This is a genomic window from Nocardioides imazamoxiresistens, from assembly GCF_032378595.1.
Lineage (GTDB): Bacteria > Actinomycetota > Actinomycetes > Propionibacteriales > Nocardioidaceae > Nocardioides > Nocardioides imazamoxiresistens.
Window position 1 is genome coordinate 403,627 of the sequence record NZ_JAVYII010000002.1, and the last position, 26,138, is coordinate 429,764.

A 26,138-nucleotide genomic window follows, 5' to 3' on the forward strand; every position below is an offset into this window, starting at 1 on the left:
GCTGGTCGTGCCCTCCGTCACCCACCAGCTCCCCGACCTCGCCGACCCCGACGCCGTGGTGGTCGTGCCCGCCCCGGCCCCCGGAGCCGGCAACTGGTCCGGCGCCGCGAGCGCGACGCTGGTCGACGGCACCTTCTACCTGACCTACCGGGTGCGCCGTCCGCTCACCGAGGGCCGGGGCGTCACCACCGTGGTGGCGCGCTCGGAGGACGGCGAGCGGTTCGAGACCGTGGCGGAGGTGCACCGCGACGCCTTCGGCGCAGAGTCGTTCGAGCGCCCCGTGCTGGTGCGACGGCCGGACGGCGGCTGGCGGCTCTACCTCTCCTGCGCGACACCGGGCAGCAAGCACTGGTGGATCGAGGCGGTCGACGCCCCGACGCCCGAGGGCCTGGCCGACGGCGAGCGCACCGTGACCCTGCCGGGCGACGACGGCGTCGCGGTGAAGGACCCCGTGGTGGCCGTCGACGCGGGCGGGCGCTGGCACGCCTGGATCTGCGAGCACCCGCTGGGCGAGGTCGGCGAGGAGGACCGGATGAGCACGGCGTACGCCACCAGCGCCGACGGCCTGCGCTGGGACCGACGGGGCACCGTCCTCGCCCCGAGGCCGGGCGCGTGGGACGCCCGGGGTGCCCGGGTCAGCGCGGTGCTCGCGCTCGAGCCGTTGACCGTCCTCTACGACGGCCGCGCCCGCGCGGCCGACAACTGGCACGAGACCACCGGGCTGGCCCGCGCCGCCGAGCCCGCCCTGGGCCCGGCCAGCATGCTCGTCGCCGACGAGGAGGTGCCGGTCCTGCGCTCGCCGCACTCCGACGGCGCCCTGCGCTACGCCGCGGCCGTGCCGCTGCCCGACGGGGGCGTGCGGTTCTACGTCGAGCGGGCCCGACCCGACGGCGCGCACGACCTCGTCACGGTAGTGCGTCCGGCCTGATTGCTCGGGTCAGGCGCCCCGGCGGCTCGCGAACGTCCCGCCGGTGCGGTCGGGGTCGAGCCAGTCGGCGAAGGACTCCCCCGTGACCTCCTCGAGCTGTGCGATGTCCTCGCGGTGCGGCGCCAGCAGCTCGGCGCGCTGCTCCGGCGTCAGCCGTGGTCGGCTGGCCGCGCCACCGCGGTGCAGCTGGCCGACGATCGGCACGCTGATGCGTCGCCAGTGCTCCGGCGCCGCGAACTGCCCGGCGTAGGCCCCCGCGCGGATCACGCGGCCGAGCACCGCGGCGCGCAGGCCCGGCCCGACGTAGCCGCGGGAGTTGTCCGACGGGATCTCGGCCACCTCGATCCCCGGGACGCCCAGGTGCGCGAACACCCGGGCGAGCGTGGTGGCCGGAGCGTCGACGATCTCGCGGTAGCGCAGCACGAGGACCTGCTCGCGGTCGAACAGCGCGTACAGGTCGGCGAGCTGCTCGCCGTAGCGCCCGAGCCCCGAGTAGTGCCAGAACGGCGCCCAGCCGGCGTCGACGCGCTCACGCTCGAGACGCGCCGCCGCGACGAGGTCCCCGACCGGCTCGAGGCCGTCCATCCACAGGTGCATCCAGTTGGAGTACGCCCGGTCGACCGGGTCGCGCAGCACGGCGACGATGCGCGCGGCGGGGTTGTCCGCCGCGATCCGCCGCCGGGCGTCGCGGCTGTAGAGGTAGAAGGGCGTGCTCTCGCCGCGCAGCGCACCCTCGGGCGCGGCGTCGAACTGGGCGAGGTAGTCCTCGCGGCGCCAGATCCACTCCCGCTGGCTGTGCGCGTCGCCCGGGCCGACGTAGGCCGGCGGCGGGGCGTCGCCGCACAGGTAGTACTTCGGCTCCTTCACCGGGCTCAGGTGCAGACCGGGGTGCTGGGCGAGGGCCGCGTGCAACGCGGTCGTGCCCGCCTTGGGCACGCCGACGAGGAAGAAGTCCGGGGGGCGACGCGTGGTCATGGACAAACCCTAGTGACTCACTGCGCTTTCCCGCTGCGCCCGCCGCTCCGTCCGCATGCCGGTCACGTCGCGTGCAGCGACATCGGTCCGTAGACCCTCCGCTCGTCCTCGAACAGGACGACGGCGTCGACGCCCAGCTCGGTCAGGTCTTCGAAGACCTCGCCGACCCACGACTCGGCCTCGGACTGGCTCGCGAAGCGCTGGTCGGCGAGGTCGCCGGTGATCGTGACCTCCTCCCCGGCGGCGTTCTCGAGGCGCCAGGTCCACGGCTGCTCCTCGGGCGGGGGCGTGCGGAAGGTGGACGGCAGGTCGGGGAGGTTCACGTCGCCGACCCTAGGACAACGCCGGTCGGACGGGTAGCGCGAGAATGCCCCGCGTGAGCGTGCGACTCCTCGGCACCGGCGCGGCGGACGGCTGGCCCCAGGCCTTCTGCCGCTGCGCGTCCTGCGGCAGCGAACGGGCGGCCGGACGGGTGCGCTCGCAGACCGCCGCGCTCCTGGACCGGACGGTGCTGCTCGACTGCGGGCCGACCACCCCCGAGGCGGCGCAGCGCGCCGGCGTCGACCTCGCGGACGTCCGCGTCCTGCTGCTCACCCACCAGCACTCCGACCACCTCTCCCCCGCCGCGCTGATGCACCGCGGCTGGGTCACCGACGCCCCGCTGGTGGTCGCCGGTCCGCCCGACGCCGTCGCCGCCGCCCGCGCCTGGCTGCCGCCCGACGCCCCGGTCCGCTGGCTCGAGGTCGCGCCCGGCGAGCGCCACGACCTGGAGGGGTACGCCGTCCGCGTCCTCGCCGCGGCCCACCGCACCGGCCTCGGCGAACCCGGCGCGGTCGAGGCGGTGCTGTACGACGTCACCACCCCCGACGGCGTGCGGGTGCTGCACGCCACCGACACCGGCCCCCTGCCCGCCGCGACGCTCGAGGCGACCGCGGGAGCGGCGTACGACGTCGTGCTGCTCGAGGAGACCTTCGGTGACCGCGACGACCTGGCCGGCGACGGCCACCACGGACTGTCCGCGTTCGCGGCGACCGTGCGCGGGCTGCGCGCGTCCGGGGCCGTCGTCGCGACGACCGACCTCGTCGCCGTGCACCTCTCGCACCACAACCCCCCGACCCCCGAGCTCGCCCGGCGCCTCGCCGCCTGGGGCGCTCGGGTCGTCGACGACGGGACGCTCGTGGGGCCGGGCGGTGCGGTCGGTCCCGCGGTCGGGGGTGTCCCCGGCGGGCGGACGCTCGTGCTGGGCGGCGCCCGATCGGGCAAGTCGGTCGAGGCCGAGCGGTTGCTCACGGCGACCGATCAGGTGGCGTACGTGGCGACGTCCTACCCGCGCGGCGACGACCCCGAGTGGGTGGCACGGGTCGAGACCCACGTGCAGCGCCGCCCGGCGCACTGGACGACGGTCGAGACGCTCGACCTCGTGGGGCTGCTGGAGGACGACGACCCGGCGGCGCTGCTCGTCGACTGCCTGACGCTGTGGCTGACGCGGGTGATCGACCGTCACGACGCCTGGGACCCCGCGGCGCCGTCGCACGCGGACGCCTGGGCCGGTGTCGAGTCCGACGTCGCCGACCTGCTGAGGGCGTGGCGCACGACGGCGCGGCACGTGGTCGCGGTGTCGAACGAGGTCGGGCAGGGCGTCGTGCCGGCGACCGCGTCGGGGCGGATGTTCCGCGACGCGATGGGCCGGCTGAACGCGGCCGTGGCCGCGGCCTCGGAGGACGTGCGCTGGTGCGTCGCCGGGCGGGTGGTCGCGCTGTGAGCGGGTGGACTGACCCGGTGCGGCTGGCGGTCGGCACGCTGTCGGTGCTGCCGACCCGGCCGCCCACCGTGGTGGACCGGGTGGTGGCCGGGCGGGCCATGACACTGGCGCCGGGCCTCGGACTCGTGCTGGCGGTGCTGGTGACGGTCCCGGGCGGGGCACTGGCGGAGCTCGACCGTCCACCGCTGCTGCTGGCCGTCCTCCTGGTCGGCGCGCTGGCCTGGCTGACCCGCGCGATGCACCTCGACGGGCTCGCGGACGTGGCGGACGGCCTGGGTTCGGGGCGCGCGGGCGAGGGCGCCCGCGCGGTCATGAAGAAGTCGGACATCGGCCCGTTCGGTGTCGCGGCCCTGCTGGTCGCGCTGCTGGCGCAGGTCGCGGCGGCCGCGACGCTGCTGGCCCAGGGCTGGTCCGGCGCCCTGGTCGCGGGGCTGGCCGTGGTGGGCGCCCGGGCGGTGCTGGTGTGGCTGTGCACCCCCGCCTTCCCGGCCGCGAGCGGCACCGGTCTCGGCGCGCTCGTCGCGGGCACGGTCCGTCCCCGTACGGCCGGCCTGGTGCTGCTCGGCCTCGCGCTGGCGACCGGAACGGTGCTGCTGGCGCTCGCCGGCGCCGAGGGCGTACGCCTCCCTCTCGCCGCGGCCTTCGGCCTCGCCGCCGGGCAGCTCGCGGCCCTGGCCCTCGCGCGCCGCTGCGTGCGCCGCTTCGACGGCGTCACCGGAGACGTCTACGGCGCGTGCCTCGAGACCGCCCTCACCTCCGCGCTCGTCGTCGCGGCGCTCGTGGCCTGAGGGCGCCCGCGCAACGACGACGGCCCGCCTTCCGGCCCCCAGACGCGCCCGGCGACCCGAGCATCCCCAGCCGCGCCGCGCTCATGGCCAGCGAGGCCCCCGCGGCCCGATGCTGCCCGCATGAGCTCACCCCTCGACCTGCCCGGCCTGCGCGGCCGTCTCGGCGACCAGGGCGGCGTGGTCGCCCGCGCCCACCTGTTGATGCACGGCGCCACGCCCGCCCGGCTCCGTGTCTGGGTCTGGGTGGCCCGACGCGACCTGTGCGCGGTCCAACCGGGCATCGCCCGGATCGGACGCCTGCTCCGGCTGCACGGCTGGCGGGGGACGCCACGCCCGTGCGGCCCCGGGTGCGCCGTCGCCGGCGCCGAGGCGGCCTGAGTCCTCCGGCGAGCACCGCCGCTGCGGAAAGGACCCGACTGTGTGCCGGTTCGCTCGACCTGGGCCCTGTTCAGACGGGGCCCAGGTCGAGCGTTACCCGGTGAACCGGGTAATCCAGACCGCTCAGCGCACCGACACCTCGACGAACGGCGGGCGCACGACGGTGAACGTCTCGGCGCGGCCGCGCACGTCGACGGCGACCTCGTCGCCCTCGGCGACGTCGGGCGCGAGCAGCGCCAGCGCGATACCGGTGCGCAGGGACGGGCTGAAGGTCCCGGAGGTCACGGTCCCGACCTCGCCGTCGCCGCGCAGCACCCGCATCCCCGGGCGCGGGATCCCTCGCTTGACCGCCCGCAGGCCCCGCAGCACGCGTACCGGTCCCGCCTCCTTCTCGGCGACCAGCGCGTCACGGCCCCAGAAGGTCGGCTTGCGCCAGCCCACGGCCCAGCCGAGGCGCGCCTGCACCGGCGTGATGTCGAGGGAGATGTCCTGCCCGTGCAGCGGGTAGCCCATCTCGGTGCGCAGCGTGTCGCGCGCGCCGAGGCCGGCGGGCACGATCCCGTGCTCGGCGCCGGCGGCGACCAGCGCGTCCCACACCTCGAGGGCCGCGGCCGCCGGCGCGACGACCTCGTAGCCGCGCTCGCCCGTGTAGCCGGTCCGGCAGACCGTCACGCCGACGCCTCCCGCGCCGCCGAGCGAGCCCTCCGCGAACGACATGTAGTCGTGCCCCACCGGGAGCCCGGCCGCCGTCAGCACCGCGTCGGAGGCGGGGCCCTGCACGGCGAGCACGGCGTGGTCGCGGTGCTCGTCGGTGACCTCGACCCCCTCCGGCGCGTCCGCGGCGAGACGGCGCACGACCTCGGCGGTGTTCGCGGCGTTCGGCACGAGGAAGACGTCGTCGTCGGCGCGGAGGTAGGCGATGAGGTCGTCGACCACGCCGCCGGAGGCGTCGCAGCACAGCGTGTACTGCGCCTGGCCCGCCCCGATCCGGCCGAGGTCGTTGCTGAGCACCGAGTCCAGGTACGCCGCCGCGCCCGGCCCCCGCACGCTCGCCTTGCCGAGGTGGCTGACGTCGAAGATGCCGACCGCCTCACGCACGGCCGCGTGCTCGGCGGCCACGCCGGTGGCGTACTCGATCGGCATGGACCACCCCCCGAACTCGGCGAGCTTCGCGCCGAGCGCGACGTGGCGCTCGTGCAGCGGCGAGGTCAGGAGCGGGGCGTCACCGTGGGCCATGCCGAGCAACCTACGCGAGGGCGGCGCGGGGACGGTGGCCGATAGAGTCGCGGCTGTGACGTCGTACACCCTCAGCAAGGCCAGCCCCGCCAAGACCCGCGCCGACGCCGTGGTGGTCGGTGTGGTCCGCACCGACGACGGGCCGCGGCTGGCGCCGGGCGCCGAGGAGGTCGCGGCGGCGTACGGTCGCCGCCTCAACCCGCTGCTGCGCTCGGTCGGCGTCACCGGCGCGGAGGGCGAGACCCACGTGCTGCCGGCGGGCGACGCCCTGACGACGCCGCTGCTCGTGCTGGTCGGCCTGGGCGCCGAGGCCGCCGGCGCGGACCCCGCCGCCGTGCGCCGCGCCGCCGGGACCGCCGCGCGCGCCACCACCAACGCCGCCTCCGTCGCCCTGGCGCTGCCCGCCGACACGCCCGCGCTCGTCACCGCGGTCGTGGAGGGCCACGCCCTGGGCGGCTACCGCTTCACGACCTACCGCCGCGACAGCGCGAGCGACGACACCCGGGCCCCCGAGGCCGTCGTGCTCACGCCGGCCGCCCGGCGCGCCGACGTGCAGCAGGCCGCGGAGGACGCCCAGGTCGTCGCCCGCGCCGTCGCCGTCACCCGCGACTGGGTCAACACGCCCCCGGGCGACCTCACCCCGCCGGCCTTCGCCGACGCCGTGGTCGCCGCCCACAAGGCCGCCACCAAGGGCCGCGGCGCCCCGCCCGTCTCCCTCGTCGTGCACGACGAGGCCGCCTTGGCCGAGCTCGGCTGCGGCGGGCTGCTCGGGGTCGGCGCGGGCTCGGACGCTCCCCCGCGCCTGGTCGAGCTGACCTACGCCCCCGACGACGCCGTCGCGCACCTCGCGCTGGTCGGCAAGGGCATCACGTTCGACTCCGGCGGGTTGTCGATCAAGCCCGGCGGCTCGATGAAGACGATGAAGTGCGACATGGCGGGCGCCGCCGCGATCGTGCAGGCGACGCTCGCGATCGCCGCGCTCGGCCTGCCGGTGAAGGTTTCCGCGTTCGCGGCGATGGCCGAGAACATGGTCTCGGGCTCCGCGACGCGCCCCGGTGACGTGCTGCGCATCTACGGCGGCACGACCGTCGAGGTCTCCAACACCGACGCGGAGGGCCGCCTGGTGCTCGCCGACGCGCTCGTGCGCGCCAGCGAAGTCGAGCCCGACGTGGTCCTCGACGTCGCCACCCTGACCGGCGCCATGGTGGTCGCGCTCGGCGAGCGGATCAGCGGCGTGATGGGCAGCGAGGAGGTCGTCGCCGACGTCGTCGCGGCCGGCGCCGCCGCCGGTGAGGACCTGTGGCCGATGCCGCTGCCCGACGAGATGCGCGAGCGGGTGCGCAGCAGCAAGGTGGCCGACCTCGCCCAGCACGACTGGGTCCGGTGGGGCGGCGGCCTGTTCGCCGGCGCCTTCCTGCGCGAGTTCACCGACGGCCTGCCGTGGGCGCACCTCGACATCGCCGGCCCCGCGTTCCACTCCGGTGGCGCGACGGGCCACCTGACCCCGGGCGGCACGGGCGCCGCGGTGCCCACGCTGGTGGCGTACGCCCGCCACCTGGCCGCCGGGAACGGCCCTCAGGCCAGCCAGGACGCGTAGAAGATCCCCAGCCCCAGGGCGACGAAGATCCCGCAGACCACCCAGAACCGCACGACGACCGTCACCTCGGCCCAGCCGATGTGCTCGAAGTGGTGGTGGATGGGCGCGATGCGGAACAGGCGCCGCCCGGTGCCGGTGAAGCGCCGCGTCAGCTTGAACCAGGTCATCTGCAGCAGCACGGACATCGTCTCGAGCACGAACAGCCCGGCGATCACGGCCATCAGCAGCTCGGTGCGCGACATGATCGCCAGGCCGGCGACCGCGCCACCGATGGCGAGCGAGCCGACGTCGCCCATGATGATCCGGGCCGGCTTGGCGTTCCACCACAAGAAGCCGACGCAGGCGGCGGTGATCGCCGCGGCGAAGACCGCGAGGTCCAGCGGGTCACGCACCTCGTAGCAGCGGGCCGCGACGGCGTCCGGGCGCGCCGAGCCGCACAGCTGGTTGCTCTGCCAGACGTTGACGATGACGTACGCCCCGACGATCAGCGCCGCCGACCCGGCGAGCAGGCCGTCGGCCCCGTCGGTCAGGTTCGCCCCGTTCGAGGTCGCGGCGACGATGAACCAGATCAGCACCAGCACGACCACCAGGGGCAGCTTCACGCCCCAGTCGTGGGTGGTGGACAGGTGCTGCGAGGCCGGGTGCACGCCGCGCTCGTCCGCGAACAGCTGCGTCGCCAGCACGCCGAACACCACCGCGACGACGGTCTGGCCCGCCATCTTGTTGCGGCTCGACAGGCCCCGGTTGTCCTGCTTCCACACCTTGATGAAGTCGTCGAGGAACCCGACGGCGCCACAGCCCAGGAAGAGCAGCATCAGCAGCCAGGCGCTCGCGCTCGGCAGCGAGCCGGTGACGAGGGTCGCGGCGAGGTACGCCACCACCGCCGCCACCAGGATGACCGTGCCGCCCATGGTGGGCGTGCCACGCTTGACCTGGTGCGTCGTCGGGCCGTCCGCGCGGATGGGCTGACCGAAGCCGCGACGACCGAACCAACCGATGGCCACGCGCGTACCTGCGAGTGAGAGGACGACGGCGAGGCCGCCGCTGAGGAGGATCGCGCGCACCCCGGGGACCCTACGCGGAGCCGCGGCTCTCGTTCTTCTTGCGTCGGTTGTAGTCGCGCATCCGCTGCGGGATGCCGACGACGGCGGCGTCGTAGGACGGCACCTGGTGCTTGTTCGCGAAGGCGTGGGCCCACTGCACCGAGGGCACGCGACGCCGGGTCCACTCCCCGTCGTGGGCCACGAGCAGCAGCGTCACGTCGCTGACCGCGGTGCGGGGCTCGACGAAGCCCTCGACCCCGCGACGGGTCGTGACGAACTCCTGGAGGTGCTGGGTGTCCATGCCGTCCGCGGCCCGGACCCGGGTCGACCCCGTGCGCGTCGCGTCGCGTGCGGGCGAGCTGAAACGGGGGCGGCGGCGGAATCGGTCGAACAGGCCCATGCACCACATTGTGCCGTCCCCGTCGGCCACCCGTGTTGCTACCCGGGAGTAGGGGCGACACGGCTGCCATCCGGGTGGGGAGAGGGTTCGGTGTAGTGCAAGGATGGTGCCCGACCGGTCTCCCGCCGCGGCCCGCGGGAGGTCAACTCGATCCGACCTTACGAAGAGGAAGCACATGGCGACCGAAGTAACCCTTCCGGCCCTCGGGGAGTCCGTCACCGAAGGCACCGTCACTCGCTGGCTCAAGGAGGTCGGCGACACGATCGCCGTCGACGAGCCGCTGCTCGAGGTCTCCACCGACAAGGTCGACACCGAGATCCCCTCCCCCGTCGCCGGCACGCTCCTCGAGATCAAGGCCGCCGAGGACGACACCGTCGAGGTCGGCGCCGTGCTCGCCGTCGTGGGCGACGAGGGCGAGTCCGCGGGCGACGCCTCCGACTCCGCCACCCCCGAGGCCCAGCCGGCCGACGAGGACGAGGCCGAGAAGAAGGCCGAGCAGGAGGAGGAGATCGTCGAGGAGAAGGGCGAACTCCCCGCCGGCGACGAGACCCCCGAGGCCGAGAAGGACGACTCGCCGGCCGAGAAGCCCGCCGCGTCCGGCGGCTCCGGCAGCGGCTCCGGCACCCCGGTCACGCTGCCCGCGCTGGGCGAGTCCGTCACCGAGGGCACCGTGACCCGCTGGCTCAAGCAGGTCGGCGACGAGGTCGCGGTCGACGAGCCGCTGCTCGAGGTCTCCACCGACAAGGTCGACACCGAGATCCCCTCGCCGGTCGCCGGCACGCTGCTGGAGATCAAGGCCGACGAGGACGAGACCGTGGAGGTCGGCGCCGAGCTCGCGATCATCGGCGACGGCTCCGCCGCGTCCGCCGACCCGGAGCCGGAGCCCGAGCCGGAGCCCGAGCCGGAGCCCGAGCCGGAGCCCGAGCCGGAGCCCGCCAAGGAGGAGCCGAAGGCCGAGGCCCCGAAGGCCGAGCCGAAGCAGGAGGCCCCGAAGCAGGAGGCCCCGAAGCAGGAGGCCCCGAAGGCCGAGCCGAAGCAGGACGCGCCCGCCGCCTCGTCGAGCGACGACGCCGGGGCGTACGTGACGCCGCTCGTGCGCAAGCTCGCCGCCCAGCACGACGTCGACCTGTCGTCGGTGACGGGCTCCGGCGTCGGCGGTCGGATCCGCAAGCAGGACGTCCTCGACGCCGCCGCGAAGGCCAAGGAGGCCGCCGCCCCGGCTGCCGCCCCCGCCGCCGCCCCGGCTGCGTCGGCGCCCGCTCCCGCGGCGAAGGGTGCTGCTCCCGCGGCCCCGTCCCCGCTGCGCGGCAAGACCGAGAAGCTCTCGCGCCTGCGCAAGATCATCGCGACGCGCATGGTCGAGTCGCTGCAGACCTCCGCGCAGCTGACTCAGGTGGTCGAGGTCGACGTCACGAACATCGCCCGGCTCCGGGACGCGCAGAAGGCGGACTTCCACGCTCGCGAGGGCGTCAAGCTGTCCTACCTGCCGTTCTTCGCCAAGGCCGCGATCGACACCCTCAAGGGGCACCCGTCGCTCAACGCCGCGATCGACCTCGACGCCGACACGGTGACGTACTACGACTACGAGAACCTCTCGATCGCGGTCGACACCGAGAAGGGCCTGATCACCCCGGTGATCAAGGAGGCCGGCGACCTGTCGGTGGCGGGGCTGGCGAAGAAGATCGCCGACATCGCCCAGCGCACGCGCACCAACAAGATCGGCCCGGACGAGCTGTCGGGCGGCACGTTCACGATCACCAACCTGGGCAGCTTCGGCGCCCTGTGGGACACGCCGATCATCAACTCGCCGCAGGTCGCGATCCTCGGCCCCGGTGCCGTGGTGAAGCGTCCGGTGGTGATCGACGACCCGAACCTGGGCGAGACGATCGCGGTGCGCCACATGGTGTACCTGGCGCTGACCTACGACCACCGCATCGTCGACGGCGCCGACGCCGGTCGCTTCCTGCGCGACCTGAAGCAGCGCCTCGAGGCGGGTCAGTTCGAGGTCTGAGACCCCGCACCCCGCTCGACCCGACGGCCCCGTCCCCCTCGTGGGGGCGGGGCCGTTGGCGTGGGCGAGCAGGATGGGGGCATGCACGTCGTCATCGCCGGCTCCTCCGGCTTCCTCGGCCAGGCCCTCGTGCGCGCGCTGCGCTCCCGCGACCACCGGGTTACGCGTCTGGTGCGCGGCGACGCCGACGCGCCCGACGCCTCGTCGTGGGACCCGTACGCGGGTCGCCTCGACGCCGCGCTCGTCGCGACCGCCGACGTGGTGGTCAACCTGGCCGGCTCCCCCACGATGGGGAACCCGCACTCCGAGAAGTGGGCCACCGAGCTCCGACGCAGCCGCATCACCACGACGAGCCTGCTGGCCCGCACGGTCGCCGACGCCGAGCGCCCGCCGGCCTTCCTGGCGGGCAACGGCATCTCGTACTACGGCGACCACCGCAACGTGGGCGACCCCGTCCTCGACGAGTCGGCGGACTCGCGCGGCGACGCCCTGCTGACCGACGTCACCCGGGAGTGGCAGGCGGCGGCCGACCCGGCCGTCCGGGCGGGGGCGCGCGTGTGCTTCCTGCGCACGGCACCCGTGCTGGACCGCGCGAGCGCCCCGCTGAACCTGCTGCTGCCGATGTTCCGCCTCGGCGGCGCTGCCCGCCTCGGCGACGGCGCGCAGCACTTCCCGATCATCTCGCTGCGCGACTGGGTCGACGCCGTCGTGTTCCTCGCCGAGCACGACGAGGTGTCGGGGCCCGTGAACCTGTGCTGCCCCGAGGTGCCGACGAACGCGGAGTTCACGAAGGCGCTCGCCTCCCTCGTGCACCGGCCGGCGTTCCTGAAGGTGCCCTCGCCGCTGATCAAGGTCGCGGCGGGCCGCATGGCGCCGGAGGTGCTGGGCTCCCTGCGCACGCGTCCGGCCGCGCTGCTCGACGCGGGCTACGCCTTCCACGACGTCGACGTGCGCGACGTCCTCACCGCGGCGCTCGCCCCCTCAGCCTGAGTCCCTACGCTCCTCCTGCGCCGCCCCCAGGCGCCACCGGCCGCCGTCGCGCTCGAAGGTGAGCTCCCGGGTGGCGCGACCGCGCTCGGGCAGCAGGCCGACCTCCCGCCCCGCCCCGTCGAGGACCCGCGCCCGCGTCATCCGGTCCTCGACCCGCAGCACCAGGAGGTCCTCGTCGACCTCGACCACCTCCAGCCCGACCACCTCGAACCGCAGGTCGTCCACGACCAGGCCGCGCGCGGCGTACGCCTCCAGCACCGCGACGTCGGCGGGCCCCGTGCCGCCGCCGAGCGTGTGCAGCGAGCGCAGCGCGTCGACGTCGCCGGCGGCGTAGGCCGCGGAGCGCGCGGCGTCCCACTCCCGCAGGACGGAGGCCGGGCTCACCCCCGCGGCGCCCGGCCGTGCCGTCCCGCGCTCCGCGCCGGCCGCCTCCCGCGGCCGCTCGGGGGCCTCCGGCGTGCCGGACGCTCCCGTGGCGGTGCTCCCGACGACCAGTACCCCGCCGCCCACGAGCGACGCGGCCCCGATCACGACCAGCGCCAGCGCCGCCAGCAGCAGCGCGACCGGAGGTCGGCTCCGCCCGGCGCGGTGGCGACCCCGTGGCGCGTCGGCTGGCTGCATGCCCCCACTGTCGCCCGGATCGCCGCGCCCTGCCGTGCGCTGTCCACAGGCCCGCCGCGAGTACGCTCGGCGCCATGGCGCTGACGATGCGGACGATCGGTCTCGAGCACCCCGGCGACGGTGTGGCCTACCGCGACGCGTGGGAGCTGCAGCGCGAGGTGCACGCCGAGGTGGTCGCCTCCGCGGCGCCGACCGACGGCACCGTCCTGCTCCTGCAGCACCCTCCGGTCTTCACCTGCGGCAAGCGCACCGACGCCCACGAGCGCCCTCTCGACGCCGGCGGCGCGGAGGTGATCGACGTCGACCGCGGCGGGAAGATCACGTTCCACGGGCCGGGCCAGCTGGTCGGCTACCCGATCGTGCGGCTGCCCGACCACGTCAAGGTCGTCGACTACGTGCGACGCGTCGAGGAGGCGCTGATCGGCGTGTGCCGCGACCTCGGCGTGGCGACCGCCCGGGTGCCGGGCCGCAGCGGCGTGTGGCTGCGCGCCGACGAGCGGGGTCCCGAGCGCAAGATCGCGGCGATCGGGATCCGCGTCGCCAGCGGCGTGACGATGCACGGCTTCTCGCTCAACTGCGACGTCGACCTGGGCTGGTACGACCGCTTCACGCCCTGCGGCATCGCCGACGCGGGCGTCACCTCGCTCTCGGCGGAGCTGGGACGCGACGTGCCGATCGCGGAGGTGCTGCCGCTGGTCGAGGCGCACCTGCGCGACCTGCTGGCCTGGGGCGAGTACACGGCCACGCCCGACTACGAGCCGCGCCCCGAACCGCCGCGGGCGCCCCGCATCGAGCTCGTCACCCCCTGAGGCTCCGTCACCCCCGAGGAGGGCCCATGGTCGAGCACGCCGTCGAGACCCGCGGTCTGAGCAAGACGTTCCGCACCCGGCACGGGGTCCGCACCGCGGTCGACGGCCTCGACCTCCTGGTGCCCGCGACCGGGGTGCACGGCTTCCTGGGCCCCAACGGCTCGGGCAAGACCACGACGATCCGCCTGCTCCTGGGTCTGGCGCGTGCGAGCGCCGGCGAGATGCGCGTGCTGGGCCGGCCGGTGCCGCAGGAGCTGCCGGACGTGATCGGCCGCGTGGGCGCGGTCGTGGAGTCCCCCAAGTTCTCCCCCACCTTCACCGGTCGGCAGAACCTCGACCTCCTGGCCCGCGCCGGCGGGCTGCCGCGCACGCGGGTGGACCGCGCGCTCGAGCAGGTCGGCATGAGCGAGCGCGCGGGCGACCGCTACCAGGCGTACTCGTTGGGCATGAAGCAGCGCCTGGCCATCGCCGCGACGCTGCTGAAGGACCCGGCGCTGCTCGTGCTGGACGAGCCGACCAACGGCCTGGACCCCGCCGGCATCCGCGAGATCCGCGAGCTGGTGCGCAGCCTGGGCGAGGGCGGCGTGGCGGTGCTCGTCAGCTCCCACATCCTCGCGGAGGTCCAGCAGGTGTGCACCTCCGCCAGCATCGTCGGTCGCGGCCGGCTCCTGGCGCAGGGCCCGGTCGAGTCGCTGCTCGGCGCCTCGACGACCTACCGCGTGCGCGTCGCGGACCCCGCCGCCGCGCGGGCCGTGCTCGAGCGGGCCGGCTGGACGGTACGCCCGGAGCCCGCGGCCCCGGGGAGCACGGGGAGCACCGGGAGCACGGGGAGCACGGCCGGCGCGCTGGTCGTGGACCCCGGCCCGGAACCGGCCCACCGGGTGGCGCAGGTGCTGGGCGAGGCCGGCCTCTGGCCCGACGAGCTGACCCCGCTGCGTCCCGACCTGGAGTCGGTGTTCCTCGACCTGACCGCCGAGCACGGTCTCGCGGGCGGTGCCCGGTGATCCGGCTGCTCGGCGTCGAGCTGACCCGGCTGCGGCTGCGGCGCGCGGTCGTGGTGCTGTGCGGCCTGGCGATCGTCGTGCCGGTGCTGATCGCGGCGGCCACGCTGTGGGAGGGCCGCCCGATCGACGCGCGCGACCGCGCCGAGGCGGAGCGGCAGGTCGCCGAGTCGCTCGCGTTCGCCGAGGAGGACGTGGCGCGCTGCGAGGAGGACCCGGAGGACTGGGGCCTGGGTCCCGACGCGGACCCCGGCGAGTGCTTCGACGTGGTGATCGGCGACCCGTCGTTCTACACCGCGGACAACTACCTGTGGCGGACCCCGCTGGACGTCGGGCAGGAGCGCACCAACACGGGCGTCGCGGTCGTGGTGGTGCTCGCGATCGCGCTGATGCTCGTCGGCGCGACCTTCGCGGGCTCCGACTGGGCGACCGGATCGCTGTCGGTGCAGCTGCTGACGGACCCGCGTCGCGGCCGCGTCTGGCTGGCCAAGGGCCTCGCGGTCGGCCTCCTGGCCGCCCTGCTCGCGACCGTGGTGCTCACCCTCTACTGGTCCGCCCTCGGCGGCGCGGCCGCCGCCTGGGACCTGTCCCCGCCCGACGGCGTCTGGGGCGACGTCGTGACGTCGGCGCTCGCGGGCGTCGTGCTGGTCACGGGCGCGGCGGTGACCCTGTACGCCCTGACCATGCTGCTGCGCTCCACCGTCGGCGCACTCGGCGTGCTGGTGGCGGCGTCCGTGGGCTCCACCCTGGTGCCCGCACTGCTGCCGGTCGCGGCGCCGGAGCGTTGGATCCTGCCGTCGCAGGTGTACGCCTTCGTGACCGGCCGCTTCGAGTACTACGACCCGTCGAGGGAGCCGTGCGGCGCGGTGTACGAGGACTGCGTGAGCGCGGTCGGCCGCGGTGACGCGACGGCGTACCTGCTGGTCGTCATGGTGGTCGTCCTCGCCCTGTCGGTCTGGTCGTTCCGCCGCCGCGACGTGCCGTGAACCGGGCGGGACGACGGGCGTAGAGTGGAGCCCGTGACCCAGACGCCATCCGCCGAAGGACGCAAGCTCCTCCGCCTCGAGGTGCGCAACTCGGAGACCCCGATCGAGCGCAAGCCGGAGTGGATCAAGACCCGCGCGAAGATGGGGCCGGAGTACAAGGCCCTCCAGGAGCTGGTGAAGTCCGAAGGACTCCACACGGTGTGCCAGGAGGCCGGCTGCCCCAACATCTTCGAGTGCTGGGAGGACCGCGAGGCCACGTTCCTCATCGGCGGCGACCAGTGCACCCGTCGCTGCGACTTCTGCCAGATCGACACCGGCAAGCCGCAGCCGCTGGACCGTGACGAGCCGCGCCGCGTGGCGGAGTCGGTGCAGTCGATGCAGCTGCGCTACGCCACGATCACCGGGGTGGCCCGCGACGACCTCGACGACGGGGGCGCGTGGCTCTACGCCGAGACGGTGCGTGCGATCCACGAGCTCAACCCCGGCACCGGGGTGGAGAACCTCATCCCGGACTTCAACGCCAAGCCCGAGCTGCTGGCCGAGGTCTTCGACTCACGTCCCGAGGTCCTCGCGCACAACATCGAGACCGTGCCGCGGATCTTCAAGCGGATCCGCCCCGCGTTCCGCTACGAGCGCTCCCTCGACGTGCTCACCCAGGCCCGCGCGGCCGGGCTGGTCACGAAGTCGAACCTGATCCTCGGCATGGGCGAGACCCGCGAGGAGGTCTCCGAGGCGCTGCGCGACCTGCACGAGGCCGGCTGCGACCTGATCACCATCACGCAGTACCTGCGTCCCTCGCTGCGCCACCACCCGGTGGAGCGGTGGGTCAAGCCCCAGGAGTTCGTCGAGCTGCAGACCGAGGCGATGGAGATCGGCTTCGCCGGTGCCCTGTCGGGTCCCCTCGTTCGTTCGTCGTACCGCGCGGGGCGCCTGTACCGTCAGGCCGTCGAGGCGCGCGGCGGCCAACCGCTGCCCGTCGCGACCGCCACCGCCTGACACCGCCTCAGCCAGCCGAAAGTAGGCACCGACCGCATGTCCAGCTCCACGCCCGCCCCGAAGAAGTCCCGTCGCGGCCAGATCGCCGAGACGTTCCGGATGGCGAAGCGGGGCGACCCGCGGCTCGGCCTGATCCTGCTCGGCACGTTCGTCGTCGCGGCGGCGCTCGGCTTCCTCGTCTTCCAGCTGCTGCCCGGCAGCGGATGGCTGTCGATGGTGCTCTCCGTCATCTCGGCGCTGCTCGTCGGCACGCTCGCGACGCTGATCGTCTTCGGTCGCCGTGCGCAGTCGTCGATGTACCGCCAGATCGAGGACCAGCCGGGCTCCGGCGGCGCCGCCCTGCGGATGCTGCGCCGCGGCTGGGACACCTCCGAGGTCATCGCGTTCAACCGCCAGCAGGACGTGGTCCACCGTGCCGTCGGTCGCGCCGGCATCGTGCTGATCGCCGAGGGCAACCCGAACCGCACGAAGCAGCTGCTCGCCGCGGAGAAGCGCAAGCACGAGCGCGTCACCGCGGACACCCCCATCACCGAGGTCGTCGTCGGCCGCGGCGAGGGCCAGGTCCCGCTGCCGAAGCTGGTCAAGCACCTGCAGAAGCTCCCCAAGGCGATCCGGCCGGCGGAGATGACCGACGTGCTCTACCGGCTCAAGGCGCTCGACGCGCAGCGGGGTAAGGTCCCGCTGCCGAAGGGCCCGCTGCCCACGAACATGAAGGGCATGCGCTCGAACATGCGCGGCCGCTGAGCCCCGCTCTCCCGCGCATCCCGGCAGCACACCACCAGCGCCACGCGAAACGCCCCCGGCTCCGAGGACCCGGGGGCGTTCGTGTCGTGCGGGAGCCGTCAGGCGCCGGCGCCCGGGAGGGGCGTGACCGTCGACGGGTCCGGGGCCTCGACGTCGACCTCGACGCCGAAGTCCGAGTACGTCGTCGTGGTCGAGGACTCCGGAACGCCACCGGTGGCCGGCACGTCCTGGGTGGTGCGCACGACGCGACCCTCCTCGTCGAACGCGATGAGCTGCGTCAGCTCCTCGGGGAGCTGGCCCTGCTCGACCAGCGCGGCGAAGTCGTCCAGGCCGAGGGAGGTGTAGTACGCCGCCGTGTCGATGGTGGTCGTGTACTCCTGCGCCTCGACGCCGTCGACGTCCACGACGCCGTCGTACGTGATGGAGGTGGCGGCCTCACCGAACGCCTGGGCGGTCTTCTGCTGGTCGGCGATGACCGTGATCGACGCGCCGAGGGGGTTGCTCGGGTCGGTGAGGTCGACCGACGCGTACTGCGAGCCGCTGGGGTCGACCGCGATGTACATCGTGCCGTCGACCACCAGCGCCGTCTGGGTCTGGCCGCCGGTCGTGATCTCGAGCTCCATCTCCAGGTTCTCGGGGTCGAAGCGGGCCACGCCCGTCTGGCTCTGCTCCTGGCCGCCCGCCTCGGTGACCTGGTCGATCCGGGCGGTCTCCACGGCGGCCGCGGCGTCCGCGTACGCCTCCGAGAACGCGGCGGGGTCGACCTCGTCGCCCTCGGCGGCGCCGTCGATGCCGGTGTCGCCCTCGGTCTCGGCCTCGTCGCCGCCCTCGTCCTGGCTGCTGTTCTCGCCCGAGCCGCCGTTGCTGCTGTCGGAGTCGTCGGAGCCGCAGGCGGCGAGGCCGACGGCTGCGACGGCGCTCACGGAGAGCGCCGCGACGGTACGGCGGATCTTCAGGTGGGACATGGGTTCCTCTCGGGGTGGGGAATGCGGGCCCCTGACCGGGCCCGGCCCCGGCCCTACCCAGCCGCTCACCTGGTGAAACTGGCCGACTCGGCTCGTGGCCGAGCCGTGACCGTTCGCGTCGTCAGAGGGACTGTGCCGCGAACTCGTCGAACGGGATGGCGTCCGCCGGGGCCTCGACGTCGACCTCGACGCCGAACTCGGAGTAGGTGGTGGTCGTGGTGATCTCCGGCGTGACGTCCGTGGCGGGCATCTCCTGCACCATGCGCACGACCCGGCCCTGGTCGTCGAGGACGATGGTCTGGACCGTCTCCTCGGGCAGGGCGTCGGGGTCGACGAGCTGCTGGAGCTCCGGGGCGTCGACGGCCTCGAACATGGCCGCGGTGTCGAGGACGATCCGGTACGCCTCCGCGCCCCCGCCGTCGATGTCGGCCGGGTCCAGGGCAACGACGGAGACCGCGGCCGCGGTCAGCGCGGCGGAGCTCGCCTCCGGGTCCGTGAGGGCGGACATCGTGGCTCCGAACGGGTTGTCGGGGTCGTCGAGGTCCATCGCGACGAACTCGCCCGAGCCGGGGCCAGCCGACGTGTACAGGATGCCGTCGACCAGCAGGACCTCCCCGGCCTCCTCGGATTCCAGGCGCATCCGCGGGTTCTCGGGGTCGAAGGCGACGACGCCGGTCTGGGTGACGACCATGCCCCCCGCGTCCACGGTCACCTCGACGGCGGCCGACTCGACGTCGAAGGCCGTCGCCAGGACCTCCTCGAGCTCGGCGACGCTGATCTCCTCGCCGTTGGCGGCGCGCTCCACGGTGCGGTCGTCGTCACGGGTGCCCGTCCCGGCCTCGGAGGCGGAGTCCTCCCCGCACGCGGTGAGCGTCAGGGCGGCCAGGAGACCCAGCGACACGGCGGCGAGCGAGCGACGGGGGCGAAGGGAGCGCATGGTCGACGACCCTAGGAGACCCGCCGCTCCCCCGCGCGCCTTTCGCTGGGATCCGGTCTCAGCGAAGCGCGGAGAGCGGCACCGTCGCCGTGCCGACGGCGAGGTCGTGCAGGCCGCGGCCGTCGGGGCGGAAGACCAGGGGCGGGATCACCAGCATGATGAGGACGGAGCGGGCGAAGGAGCGGATCGGGTCGACGCCGCCGCCCGACCAGCCGCCGCCGTCGACGCGTACCACCCGCAGGCGCGTGGCGAGCTTGCCGAAGGAGCCGCCGGCCACCGTGGTGAAGATCGTGCTCTCGAGCACGAAGACGATCGAGGTCCACAGGGCCGGGCCGCCGCCGGCGCTGTAGTAGTCGCCGGGGCCGATGAACACGATGACCACCAGCGTGGAGGCGAACCAGTCGATGAGGAGGGCTCCGGCGCGGCGGGCCCAGGAGGCCTGCTCGTTGATCGTGGTCGACACCTGCTGAGCGTATCGGCCCCCGTGGCGGCCTCACCGGACGCACCCGTCGCGACCTGTTACATGCGTGAAACAATCGGGTGACCGTTGCGAAACCGCCTCTCCCTAGGTTGCTTCGCAATCGTCCGGACGCAGGGCTGCGTCCGGACGGCCCACCGAGTACCACGAGCCCCTCGCCACCGGCGTGGGGACGAGGAGGACGAATGTCGTTCGCGAACAGCGACGAGCTGCTCAAGTTCATCAAGGAGGAGGGCGTCGAGATGGTCGACGTCCGCTTCTGCGACCTGCCCGGCGTCATGCAGCACTTCACCGTCCCGGTGTCGTCCTTCGACGAGTCGGTCTTCGAGGACGGCCTCGGCTTCGACGGCTCGTCGATCCGCGGCTTCCAGGCGATCAACGAGTCGGACATGTCGCTGTTCCCGGACCCGACGACGGCGTACATCGACCCGTTCCGCAAGGCGAAGACGCTCAACGTCAACTTCTTCATCCACGACCCGATCACGGGTGAGGCGTACTCGCGCGACCCGCGCAACATCGCGAAGAAGGCGCTCGCCTACCTCGAGACCACGGGCATCGCGGACACCGCGTTCTTCGCCCCCGAGGCCGAGTTCTACATCTTCGACAACGTGCGCTACTCGACCGGCGTGAACGAGGGCTACTACCACATCGACTCCGTCGAGGGCTGGTGGAACTCGGGCAAGGACGGCGAGGACAACCTCGGCTACAAGACCCGCCTCAAGGGTGGCTACTTCCCCGTCGAGCCGTACGACCACTACAGCGACCTGCGCGCCGACATGGTCAAGAACCTCGAGGCCTGCGGCCTCCAGGTCGAGCGGGCCCACCACGAGGTCGGCACCGCGGGTCAGGCGGAGATCAACTACCGCTTCGACACGCTGCTCAAGGCCGCGGACGACGTGATGAAGTTCAAGTACCTCATCAAGAACACCGCGTGGCAGCAGGGCAAGTCCGTCACCTTCATGCCGAAGCCCATCTTCGGGGACAACGGCTCGGGCATGCACGTGCACCAGTCGCTGTGGAAGGGCGGCGAGCCGCTGTTCTACGACGAGGCCGGCTACGGCGGCCTGTCCGACGTGGCGCGCTGGTACATCGGCGGCATCCTCAAGCACGCGCCGTCGCTGCTGGCGTTCACCAACCCGACGGTGAACTCCTACCACCGCCTGGTGCCGGGCTACGAGGCCCCGATCTCGCTCGTGTACTCCTCGCGCAACCGCTCCGCGTCGGTCCGGATCCCGATCACGGGCTCCAACCCGAAGGCCAAGCGCGTCGAGACCCGCTTCCCCGACCCGTCGGCGAACCCGTACCTCGCCTTCGCGGCGCTGATGCTCGCCGGCCTCGACGGTGTCAAGAACAAGATCGAGCCGGCCGCGCCGATCGACAAGGACATCTACGAGCTGCCGCCGGACGAGATGGCCGAGATCGAGCAGGTCCCGACCTCGCTCGGCGCGGTGCTCGACGCCCTCGAGGCCGACCACGAGTACCTGCTCCAGGGTGACGTGTTCACGCCCGACGTGATCGAGACGTGGATCGCGTACAAGCGCGAGCACGAGATCGCGCCCGTGCAGCTGCGCCCGCACCCGCACGAGTTCGAGCTGTACTACGACATCTGATCTGTCCGGTTTTCGCGGCCTCTGAACAACCGCGAAGGACCGCCAGAAACGGCGTCTGACCTGCAGAAACGCCCCTGACAGCCTTCCCGGCTGATCGGGGGCGTTTCGCGTTGTTCGGGGCTGTTTTCGGTCCTGGTGTGACGAGCGGTACGTGCGGGCGGACCTGAGCGGCGCCGTTCCCGCCCTTGCCGTCGGCGCTGCGCCTGACGTCGCGCCGTCCGCACGAGCTCCCCGGCGACGCTCTCCCAGCGCGCTTCCTCAAGCCGGCCCTCGAGCATCCAACTCCCCGATCTGTCGGACGATGCGGCCGCACGCGGCGGGCGAGGCCAGCACGGCGTCGACGTGGTCGCCGAGCGACAGCGGGGTGGTCACCTAGCGGACGGGCTGGTTGTCGCCCTCCGCGGCGCGCCGCTCCTCCGAGGCGAGCCGTCGGCACCGGTCGGTACACCAGCGCCGTGGGCGCCCCGGCCGGGGCCTGAGCGGCACCAGGAGAGGCCGGCCGTATCGCCCGCACACCGGCGCCTCGCTCACGCGCGCCCTCCTGCTCCGCGGTCCACCCAGCACGGTCGCCTCGCAATAGTGCAGGTGCTCTCCAACCCTGACCGCGGCGGGCCCGTACCCGGTCTGGCGCCACGAGTACACGTCTGCTTCGGCACGCCGAGGTAGTCGGCGACCTCCTCGATCGACCAGAGCTGCTGGGCGCGGCGGTGCTTCGCCCGCAGCGTCTCGGCGGGGACCACCTGCGCGGGCACCCCCCGCTCCCCCGGCTCCTCAGCCCACAGCGGCAGGGGCACGTCGTGCCTTCTCGATCCCATGGCTCGCTTCTCGTTATCGGGCGTCCTTCGAGAACGCCCCCAGAACCGAAGAGGCGCGGTCAGGGTCACCCGTGCTGACCACAGGCACCCGAAGTCGTCTCACCACTTGCATTTCGCCAGACGACTCAGGCCCGGTGATGCAAGAGGTGTGACGGTCGGTGAGGTCTTCTCCGAGAGGTGACCTCGCAGTCGCACGTCGGTTCGCGTGCCGCGCTGTGGAGAGGATGTCGGCTGTCCACAGATCCGCTCGGTCGAGGCGACAGATGGCTCGGACGGTCCTACCGTCGCGGACTCTCGACCGAGGAGCCGCGATGGCGAGCATGAGCACCGCTAAGACGCACTGCATTAGCGGCAGTCACGGCGTTGATCAGGGTCGTCGGCATGAACATCGACGCCAAACTGACCGGAATCATGGCGGCACTGCCAACGCTCACATCCGCCTACCTACCGCTCCTAGTCACGATGGTTCTGCCGCGGCTCTTCGAGAGCTACGACCGAAACAACGAAGTCGTTTGGCAGACCGCCTGAGCCGAGCCACACCGCTTCCCCTGCGGGGACGGACAACGACGCATCTGACAGGTCTCCGTTGCGGTGGTTGGGTGACTGCTGTTCCAGTCTGCGGCTGGCATGCCGCGCATCAAGGTCTGGCAACCCTCTGGTTTGTCTGACGAGTGCCCGGCGAGGGCGCTACCGTCCGGCCATGGTTTCTGCGGGGGTAGCACTTACCGATTCCGACTACGTGTGCGTTCTCAAGACCAAACAGGCAGAACTGGATTGCCTCTCTGGGATCGTTCGCGACGCCTTCGTGCCGCTCTTCGAGGCGCCGAGCCGCGAGCGAGCAGCAGGGCTAGTCGTGAAGTGGGGTGCCGGATCCGACGTGTGCTGGGTCCAACCGCTCAACATTGAGGGACTAGACGACCCCAGCTGGGGCGCAGAGATTGACGACATCTTCTCGACCCTTCGCGCAGGGTCGGTCGCCGCAGTGCCCGTAGCGACCCTCGAGGAGGTTCCGGACGCGATCGCAGCGCTGGCCAACGTGATCGCGACGGACGGTCGCGGAATCGTGCTTCGGCTGGACGCCGAGGACCTCGCAGTCTCGACGCCCGCAGTGACGTCGAGCGACCTGGTGGACTTCATGACGTCGTACTCCGTGGTCCACTCGGACATCGACTTGGTCATCGATGCCACTCTCGTCCGAAGCAGCGTCGCCAGCCGCATCTCGATCATCGAATCCGCACTGAAGGTCATCCCGACCATCGGCGCCTGGCGGAGCCTGATCCTTACGTTCTCTGCCTTCCCCGACGACATGGGCAACAAGATGGGGAGGAGCACCGTCGGTAGCTTCGATCGCGCGGACCGCGATGCGTACCTCTCATTGGTGTCTCGTGGCTTGCCGAGGGACGCGACCTACGGCGACTGCGGCATCGGTCTGCCGACCTACCCGAACTCCGATGCCGCGTGGTCGCCCATCCCGAACATCAAGTACACCGACGTTGCCGAGTGGCGAGTTCATCGGGGGGCAAGCAAGAGCGCGCCCAGCCCGCAGTACGTGCAGCTCGCGAAGGACCTCGCCGCCGCGCCCTACTACCGCGGGAGTGGCTTCAGCCATGGCGATGGCTACATCGCTTCGGTGGCTAGCGGGACATCCGCCGGGCCAGGAAACGCGACGACGTATCTGCGCGCCGGACTGTCTCATCACATCGAGCACGTCCTCGATCGTCTCGCCACCCACGGCGAACCTTGAGCACGGTTCGCACCTCGGCACGGAGCTCGTCTAGATCAACGGTCGCCGCGAGGCGCTCCCACGCGGCCTCGCGCGGGAGCGATCGCACACCCTTGTCCTGCCCTCGGGCCGCAAGTAGGCGGACAGCCTCGTCCTTCCACAGAAGTTGCACCAGGGAGGCAGCATCCACTCGCGGATTCTGACGAGGTACTCGGGCATCCGTCAGAAGAACGACGCCGTCAACTTCCCGCGCGATCTGAATACCCCACCACGGGCGAAGCTCACGCCGAGCGTGCTTGAGATGGTTTTCCGCGACGACGAGAACCGCGTAATCCAGCACCTTCGAGTATGTCGCTACCTGCGCAGGTAGGCGATCCAGGGTGTCGCGGGCACTCTTCAGCTCGTATCCGGACAACGCCCCGTTCACGACGGCAACGTCCACACGAGCAGCCCCGCACAGACCCAGCTCCTCGACGAACAGGGTGTCATCCAATTCGTGCTGGTGCTCCAGAGCGAGTCGACCCCGAAGGGCGAACCGAACATCGCTATCTCGCATGGACGTGAGTGTAGGCATCCTCCTGAGCCAGCCGTCAGCGTGTCCTTGCCGGTGAGTCCGACGCGGATGCTGCATACTCCGCGACGGGGCAAACTCGCACTTGCGGAAGCAGCCCGGGGAGAGGCTATGACTAGACGCGACGCTTCCCACTCGGCGCCCGGGCCGCCCCCGAACCACCACCCTGCGTGCGACTCGATCTCAACGCACTCCCGCTCAGCTTCCTCAACCGGCTCTGGGCGGGGTGCCTCGGGCGGTGTTACACGGCTGCTACATGCGACACCCTGTATCCGTCGTCGTAGCAGGCCAGAGACCTGCGGGATCGACATGTACGACATCTGAGCCCTCGGGCGTCGGCGCTCCGTCAGCTCGTCAGGATGCGCAGCGCCGTCACGCCGTCCGATCGCCACGGCTCGGGCACGAGACGCCAGGGACGAGGGTCGTCGGCGAGCGCTCGCGCCAGCCACAGCAGCCGCGAACGGTCGGACCCGGCCGCCGACGCTCGGTCGGCGCGCGGATCGGCGATGACGGACAGCAGGACGACCGCGTCCTCGAGGTGCCGCACACGGTCGCGCGGATCCGACCGGTGCGCGGCGGCCTTGAGCACGACGGCCGCATACGGCGACGGCACGCTGACGGTCGTCACCCGCCCATCGTCGATCTGCAACCGCGCGTGGACCGTGCGGCGCAGCGCTTGGGTGCCGCCCTCGATTGCGATCATCCGGTGTCCGCGCAGACGTTCGACGACACGCGGAGCGGCGTGGTCCGCCACCAGCACGTCCACGACGTCGTCGTCACGCCCCGCGGCGAGGTCGACGATCGCGTCGCCGCGGACGAACCGGTGGGCACTCGCCGACCGATCGACCGCCTGCAGCTCGTAGCCGAGGGACTCGAGCGCACGTGCGGCCTCCCCCGCAACGCCCCGGGTCGTCTCGACGTGCAGCACCATGTCGACGTCACTCGTCGGCCGCACCTCCCCGATGCCGTGGTGGAAGGCGTACAGCTGCGCCATGAGGCCTCCGACCAGGGTCCACCTGGTGTGCGGCAGCACGCGCTCGATCTCGGCGACGTTCGGCCACGGCGCGGTCCACCCCCCGGGAGGTGTCGCAACGTCGAACGAGGTGCGCTCAGCCACGGAAGGCCCTCAGCGCTCGGTCGAGGCCGTCGAGGCCGGCCCGTCGCTCGCGCGCTCTCGAGGACGATGCGAGGTCCAGCGCGGCCAGGGTCGTGCCGCTGCTCGCGAGCCGTTGCACGACGGCGAGGTCCGCGTCCGTGGCCCGCAGGGTGACCGACCCCGCGTCGTCGCGGACGAGCCCGTGGTCCCGCACCACCTCGGCGAGCTCGCTCCGACCGAGGTAGCCGTCGACCGCCGCGGTCGCGGTCAGGCCGAGTCGGCCCGCCGCATCACCCGTGCTGACGAGCCGTGCCGTCAGGTCGGCCGCGACGCTCGAATGGGCCGCGTAGCGAGCCACGCTCGCGCGGCGCCGCGTCCGCTCAGCGAGCTCGCTCGACGTGATGGTGCGCAGGCGCCCCCGGAGACGGGATCGCTGGCTCTCCCCCATCCAGTCGGCCGTGGCCCCGGTGAGCAGCGCCACCGCACCCCACGCCGTCTGCTCCGACCACCCCCGCGAGTGCGACCCACCCCGCGTCGCCACGAGCCGCTCGACGGATTCCCGGTCCACGATGCCGCGCTCGAGACGGCGGAGCTCACCGGCCTCGACCAGGTGCTGGACCTGCCGCGTGGACACGTCCAGCGCGCGCGCGGCGGCAGCGACGGTCATCAGGTCCATGA

Annotated in this window: 27 protein-coding genes; 15 read left to right on the plus strand and 12 right to left on the minus strand. The window is 72.9% G+C overall.

The window, feature by feature from the left end; translation table 11 throughout:
• The first annotated feature begins 7 nt into the window (after positions 1 to 7).
• The gene (locus RDV89_RS05970; RefSeq protein ID WP_315732025.1) at positions 8 to 928 is read left to right on the plus strand and encodes a glycoside hydrolase family protein; all 921 of its coding nucleotides are present in this window, start codon (positions 8 to 10) and stop codon (positions 926 to 928) included.
• A 9-nt stretch (positions 929 to 937) separates the two neighbouring features.
• On the opposite strand, the gene RDV89_RS05975 is transcribed toward RDV89_RS05970, so the two are convergent.
• Positions 938 to 1,903: a sulfotransferase family protein gene (locus tag RDV89_RS05975; RefSeq protein WP_315732026.1), complete on the minus strand. Its 966-nt coding sequence runs from the start codon at positions 1,901 to 1,903 to the stop codon at positions 938 to 940.
• A gap of 62 nt (positions 1,904 to 1,965) precedes the next feature.
• Positions 1,966 to 2,226 (minus strand): hypothetical protein, encoded by a 261-nt coding sequence (locus RDV89_RS05980; RefSeq protein WP_315732027.1) that lies wholly within the window; start codon positions 2,224 to 2,226, stop codon positions 1,966 to 1,968.
• 53 nt (positions 2,227 to 2,279) lie between these two features.
• On the opposite strand from RDV89_RS05980, the gene RDV89_RS05985 reads away from it, so the two are divergent.
• From RDV89_RS05985 to RDV89_RS05995, 3 genes are all read left to right on the plus strand, one after another.
• Entirely contained in the window at positions 2,280 to 3,665 is a 1,386-nt protein-coding gene (locus tag RDV89_RS05985; RefSeq protein ID WP_315732028.1) for a bifunctional adenosylcobinamide kinase/adenosylcobinamide-phosphate guanylyltransferase, read from the plus strand.
• Entirely contained in the window at positions 3,662 to 4,453 is a 792-nt protein-coding gene (locus tag RDV89_RS05990) for an adenosylcobinamide-GDP ribazoletransferase (RefSeq protein ID WP_315732029.1), read from the plus strand. The genes RDV89_RS05985 and RDV89_RS05990 overlap by 4 nt, the downstream gene beginning before the upstream one ends.
• 120 nt (positions 4,454 to 4,573) lie before the next feature.
• Complete coding sequence (locus RDV89_RS05995) at positions 4,574 to 4,831, plus strand: hypothetical protein (RefSeq protein WP_315732030.1); 258 nt, start codon at positions 4,574 to 4,576, stop codon at positions 4,829 to 4,831.
• 123 nt (positions 4,832 to 4,954) lie between these two features.
• Here the strand turns inward: RDV89_RS05995 and gcvT are convergent, their stop codons facing one another.
• On the minus strand, positions 4,955 to 6,067 hold the full coding sequence (gene gcvT, locus RDV89_RS06000) for a glycine cleavage system aminomethyltransferase GcvT (RefSeq protein ID WP_315732031.1): 1,113 nt from the start codon (positions 6,065 to 6,067) through the stop codon (positions 4,955 to 4,957).
• Positions 6,068 to 6,122: 55 nt separating this feature from the next.
• Between gcvT and RDV89_RS06005 the strand changes: the two genes are divergently transcribed.
• Positions 6,123 to 7,664, plus strand: a complete 1,542-nt coding sequence (locus RDV89_RS06005) for a leucyl aminopeptidase (protein WP_315732032.1) — start codon at positions 6,123 to 6,125, stop codon at positions 7,662 to 7,664.
• Here the strand turns inward: RDV89_RS06005 and mraY are convergent.
• Both mraY and RDV89_RS06015 read right to left on the minus strand, forming a co-directional pair.
• Positions 7,643 to 8,728, minus strand: a complete 1,086-nt coding sequence (gene mraY, locus RDV89_RS06010; RefSeq protein ID WP_315732033.1) for a phospho-N-acetylmuramoyl-pentapeptide-transferase — start codon at positions 8,726 to 8,728, stop codon at positions 7,643 to 7,645. The two genes, RDV89_RS06005 and mraY, sit on opposite strands and share 22 nt — an antisense overlap.
• Positions 8,729 to 8,738: 10 nt before the next feature.
• On the minus strand, positions 8,739 to 9,107 hold the full coding sequence (locus RDV89_RS06015; protein WP_315732034.1) for a hypothetical protein: 369 nt from the start codon (positions 9,105 to 9,107) through the stop codon (positions 8,739 to 8,741).
• Positions 9,108 to 9,282: 175 nt separating this feature from the next.
• On the opposite strand from RDV89_RS06015, the gene sucB reads away from it, so the two are divergent.
• Both sucB and RDV89_RS06025 read left to right on the plus strand, forming a co-directional pair.
• A complete protein-coding gene (gene sucB, locus RDV89_RS06020) occupies positions 9,283 to 11,118 on the plus strand; it encodes a 2-oxoglutarate dehydrogenase, E2 component, dihydrolipoamide succinyltransferase (protein ID WP_315732035.1) in 1,836 nt (611 codons plus the stop codon).
• An 81-nt stretch (positions 11,119 to 11,199) separates the two neighbouring features.
• Positions 11,200 to 12,108, plus strand: a complete 909-nt coding sequence (locus RDV89_RS06025) for a TIGR01777 family oxidoreductase (RefSeq protein ID WP_315732036.1) — start codon at positions 11,200 to 11,202, stop codon at positions 12,106 to 12,108.
• Here RDV89_RS06025 and RDV89_RS06030 read toward each other — a convergent pair.
• Positions 12,100 to 12,729: a hypothetical protein gene (locus RDV89_RS06030; protein ID WP_315732037.1), complete on the minus strand. Its 630-nt coding sequence runs from the start codon at positions 12,727 to 12,729 to the stop codon at positions 12,100 to 12,102. The two genes, RDV89_RS06025 and RDV89_RS06030, sit on opposite strands and share 9 nt — an antisense overlap.
• A 74-nt stretch (positions 12,730 to 12,803) precedes the next feature.
• Here RDV89_RS06030 and lipB point away from each other — a divergent pair, with 74 nt between their 5' ends.
• The 5 genes from lipB to RDV89_RS06055 are packed head-to-tail and all read left to right on the plus strand — an operon-like array spanning position 12,804 to position 17,265.
• Positions 12,804 to 13,538, plus strand: coding sequence for a lipoyl(octanoyl) transferase LipB (gene lipB, locus RDV89_RS06035; RefSeq protein ID WP_315732038.1), 735 nt, complete (start codon positions 12,804 to 12,806; stop codon positions 13,536 to 13,538).
• Between the two features lie 26 nt (positions 13,539 to 13,564).
• Positions 13,565 to 14,542, plus strand: coding sequence for an ABC transporter ATP-binding protein (locus tag RDV89_RS06040; RefSeq protein WP_315732039.1), 978 nt, complete (start codon positions 13,565 to 13,567; stop codon positions 14,540 to 14,542).
• Positions 14,539 to 15,525, plus strand: a complete 987-nt coding sequence (locus tag RDV89_RS06045) for an ABC transporter permease subunit (RefSeq protein WP_315732040.1) — start codon at positions 14,539 to 14,541, stop codon at positions 15,523 to 15,525. Before RDV89_RS06040 ends, RDV89_RS06045 begins: the two co-directional genes overlap by 4 nt.
• Positions 15,526 to 15,558: 33 nt before the next feature.
• Entirely contained in the window at positions 15,559 to 16,521 is a 963-nt protein-coding gene (lipA, locus tag RDV89_RS06050; protein ID WP_315732041.1) for a lipoyl synthase, read from the plus strand.
• A 36-nt stretch (positions 16,522 to 16,557) separates the two neighbouring features.
• Positions 16,558 to 17,265, plus strand: coding sequence for a DUF4191 domain-containing protein (locus RDV89_RS06055; protein ID WP_315732042.1), 708 nt, complete (start codon positions 16,558 to 16,560; stop codon positions 17,263 to 17,265).
• 98 nt (positions 17,266 to 17,363) lie between these two features.
• On the opposite strand, the gene RDV89_RS06060 is transcribed toward RDV89_RS06055, so the two are convergent.
• The 3 genes from RDV89_RS06060 to RDV89_RS06070 all read right to left on the minus strand — a co-directional run bounded on the left by RDV89_RS06060 (position 17,364) and on the right by RDV89_RS06070 (position 19,630).
• Positions 17,364 to 18,230 carry a hypothetical protein gene (locus RDV89_RS06060; RefSeq protein ID WP_315732043.1) on the minus strand — a complete coding sequence of 289 codons (867 nt, stop codon included), beginning with the start codon at positions 18,228 to 18,230 and terminating at the stop codon, positions 17,364 to 17,366.
• Between the two features lie 121 nt (positions 18,231 to 18,351).
• On the minus strand, positions 18,352 to 19,167 hold the full coding sequence (locus RDV89_RS06065) for an SCO4651 family lipoprotein (protein WP_315732044.1): 816 nt from the start codon (positions 19,165 to 19,167) through the stop codon (positions 18,352 to 18,354).
• Positions 19,168 to 19,225: 58 nt separating this feature from the next.
• A complete protein-coding gene (locus RDV89_RS06070) occupies positions 19,226 to 19,630 on the minus strand; it encodes an RDD family protein (protein WP_315732045.1) in 405 nt (134 codons plus the stop codon).
• 200 nt (positions 19,631 to 19,830) lie between these two features.
• On the opposite strand from RDV89_RS06070, the gene glnA reads away from it, so the two are divergent.
• The 3 genes from glnA (at position 19,831) to RDV89_RS06085 (ending at position 23,814) form a co-directional block, all read left to right on the plus strand.
• The gene (glnA, locus tag RDV89_RS06075) at positions 19,831 to 21,255 is read left to right on the plus strand and encodes a type I glutamate--ammonia ligase (protein ID WP_315732046.1); all 1,425 of its coding nucleotides are present in this window, start codon (positions 19,831 to 19,833) and stop codon (positions 21,253 to 21,255) included.
• Positions 21,256 to 22,451: 1,196 nt separating this feature from the next.
• Entirely contained in the window at positions 22,452 to 22,598 is a 147-nt protein-coding gene (locus RDV89_RS06080; RefSeq protein ID WP_315732047.1) for a hypothetical protein, read from the plus strand.
• A gap of 172 nt (positions 22,599 to 22,770) precedes the next feature.
• The gene (locus RDV89_RS06085; RefSeq protein WP_315732048.1) at positions 22,771 to 23,814 is read left to right on the plus strand and encodes a beta family protein; all 1,044 of its coding nucleotides are present in this window, start codon (positions 22,771 to 22,773) and stop codon (positions 23,812 to 23,814) included.
• Here RDV89_RS06085 and RDV89_RS20215 read toward each other — a convergent pair.
• From RDV89_RS20215 to RDV89_RS06095, 3 genes are all read right to left on the minus strand, one after another.
• The gene (locus tag RDV89_RS20215; protein WP_369012402.1) at positions 23,705 to 24,424 is read right to left on the minus strand and encodes a sce7726 family protein; all 720 of its coding nucleotides are present in this window, start codon (positions 24,422 to 24,424) and stop codon (positions 23,705 to 23,707) included. The two genes, RDV89_RS06085 and RDV89_RS20215, sit on opposite strands and share 110 nt — an antisense overlap.
• A 286-nt stretch (positions 24,425 to 24,710) precedes the next feature.
• Positions 24,711 to 25,481: a hypothetical protein gene (locus RDV89_RS06090; protein WP_315732049.1), complete on the minus strand. Its 771-nt coding sequence runs from the start codon at positions 25,479 to 25,481 to the stop codon at positions 24,711 to 24,713.
• A complete protein-coding gene (locus RDV89_RS06095; protein WP_315732050.1) occupies positions 25,474 to 26,136 on the minus strand; it encodes a hypothetical protein in 663 nt (220 codons plus the stop codon). The genes RDV89_RS06090 and RDV89_RS06095 overlap by 8 nt, the downstream gene beginning before the upstream one ends.
• Positions 26,137 to 26,138 lie beyond the last annotated feature (2 nt).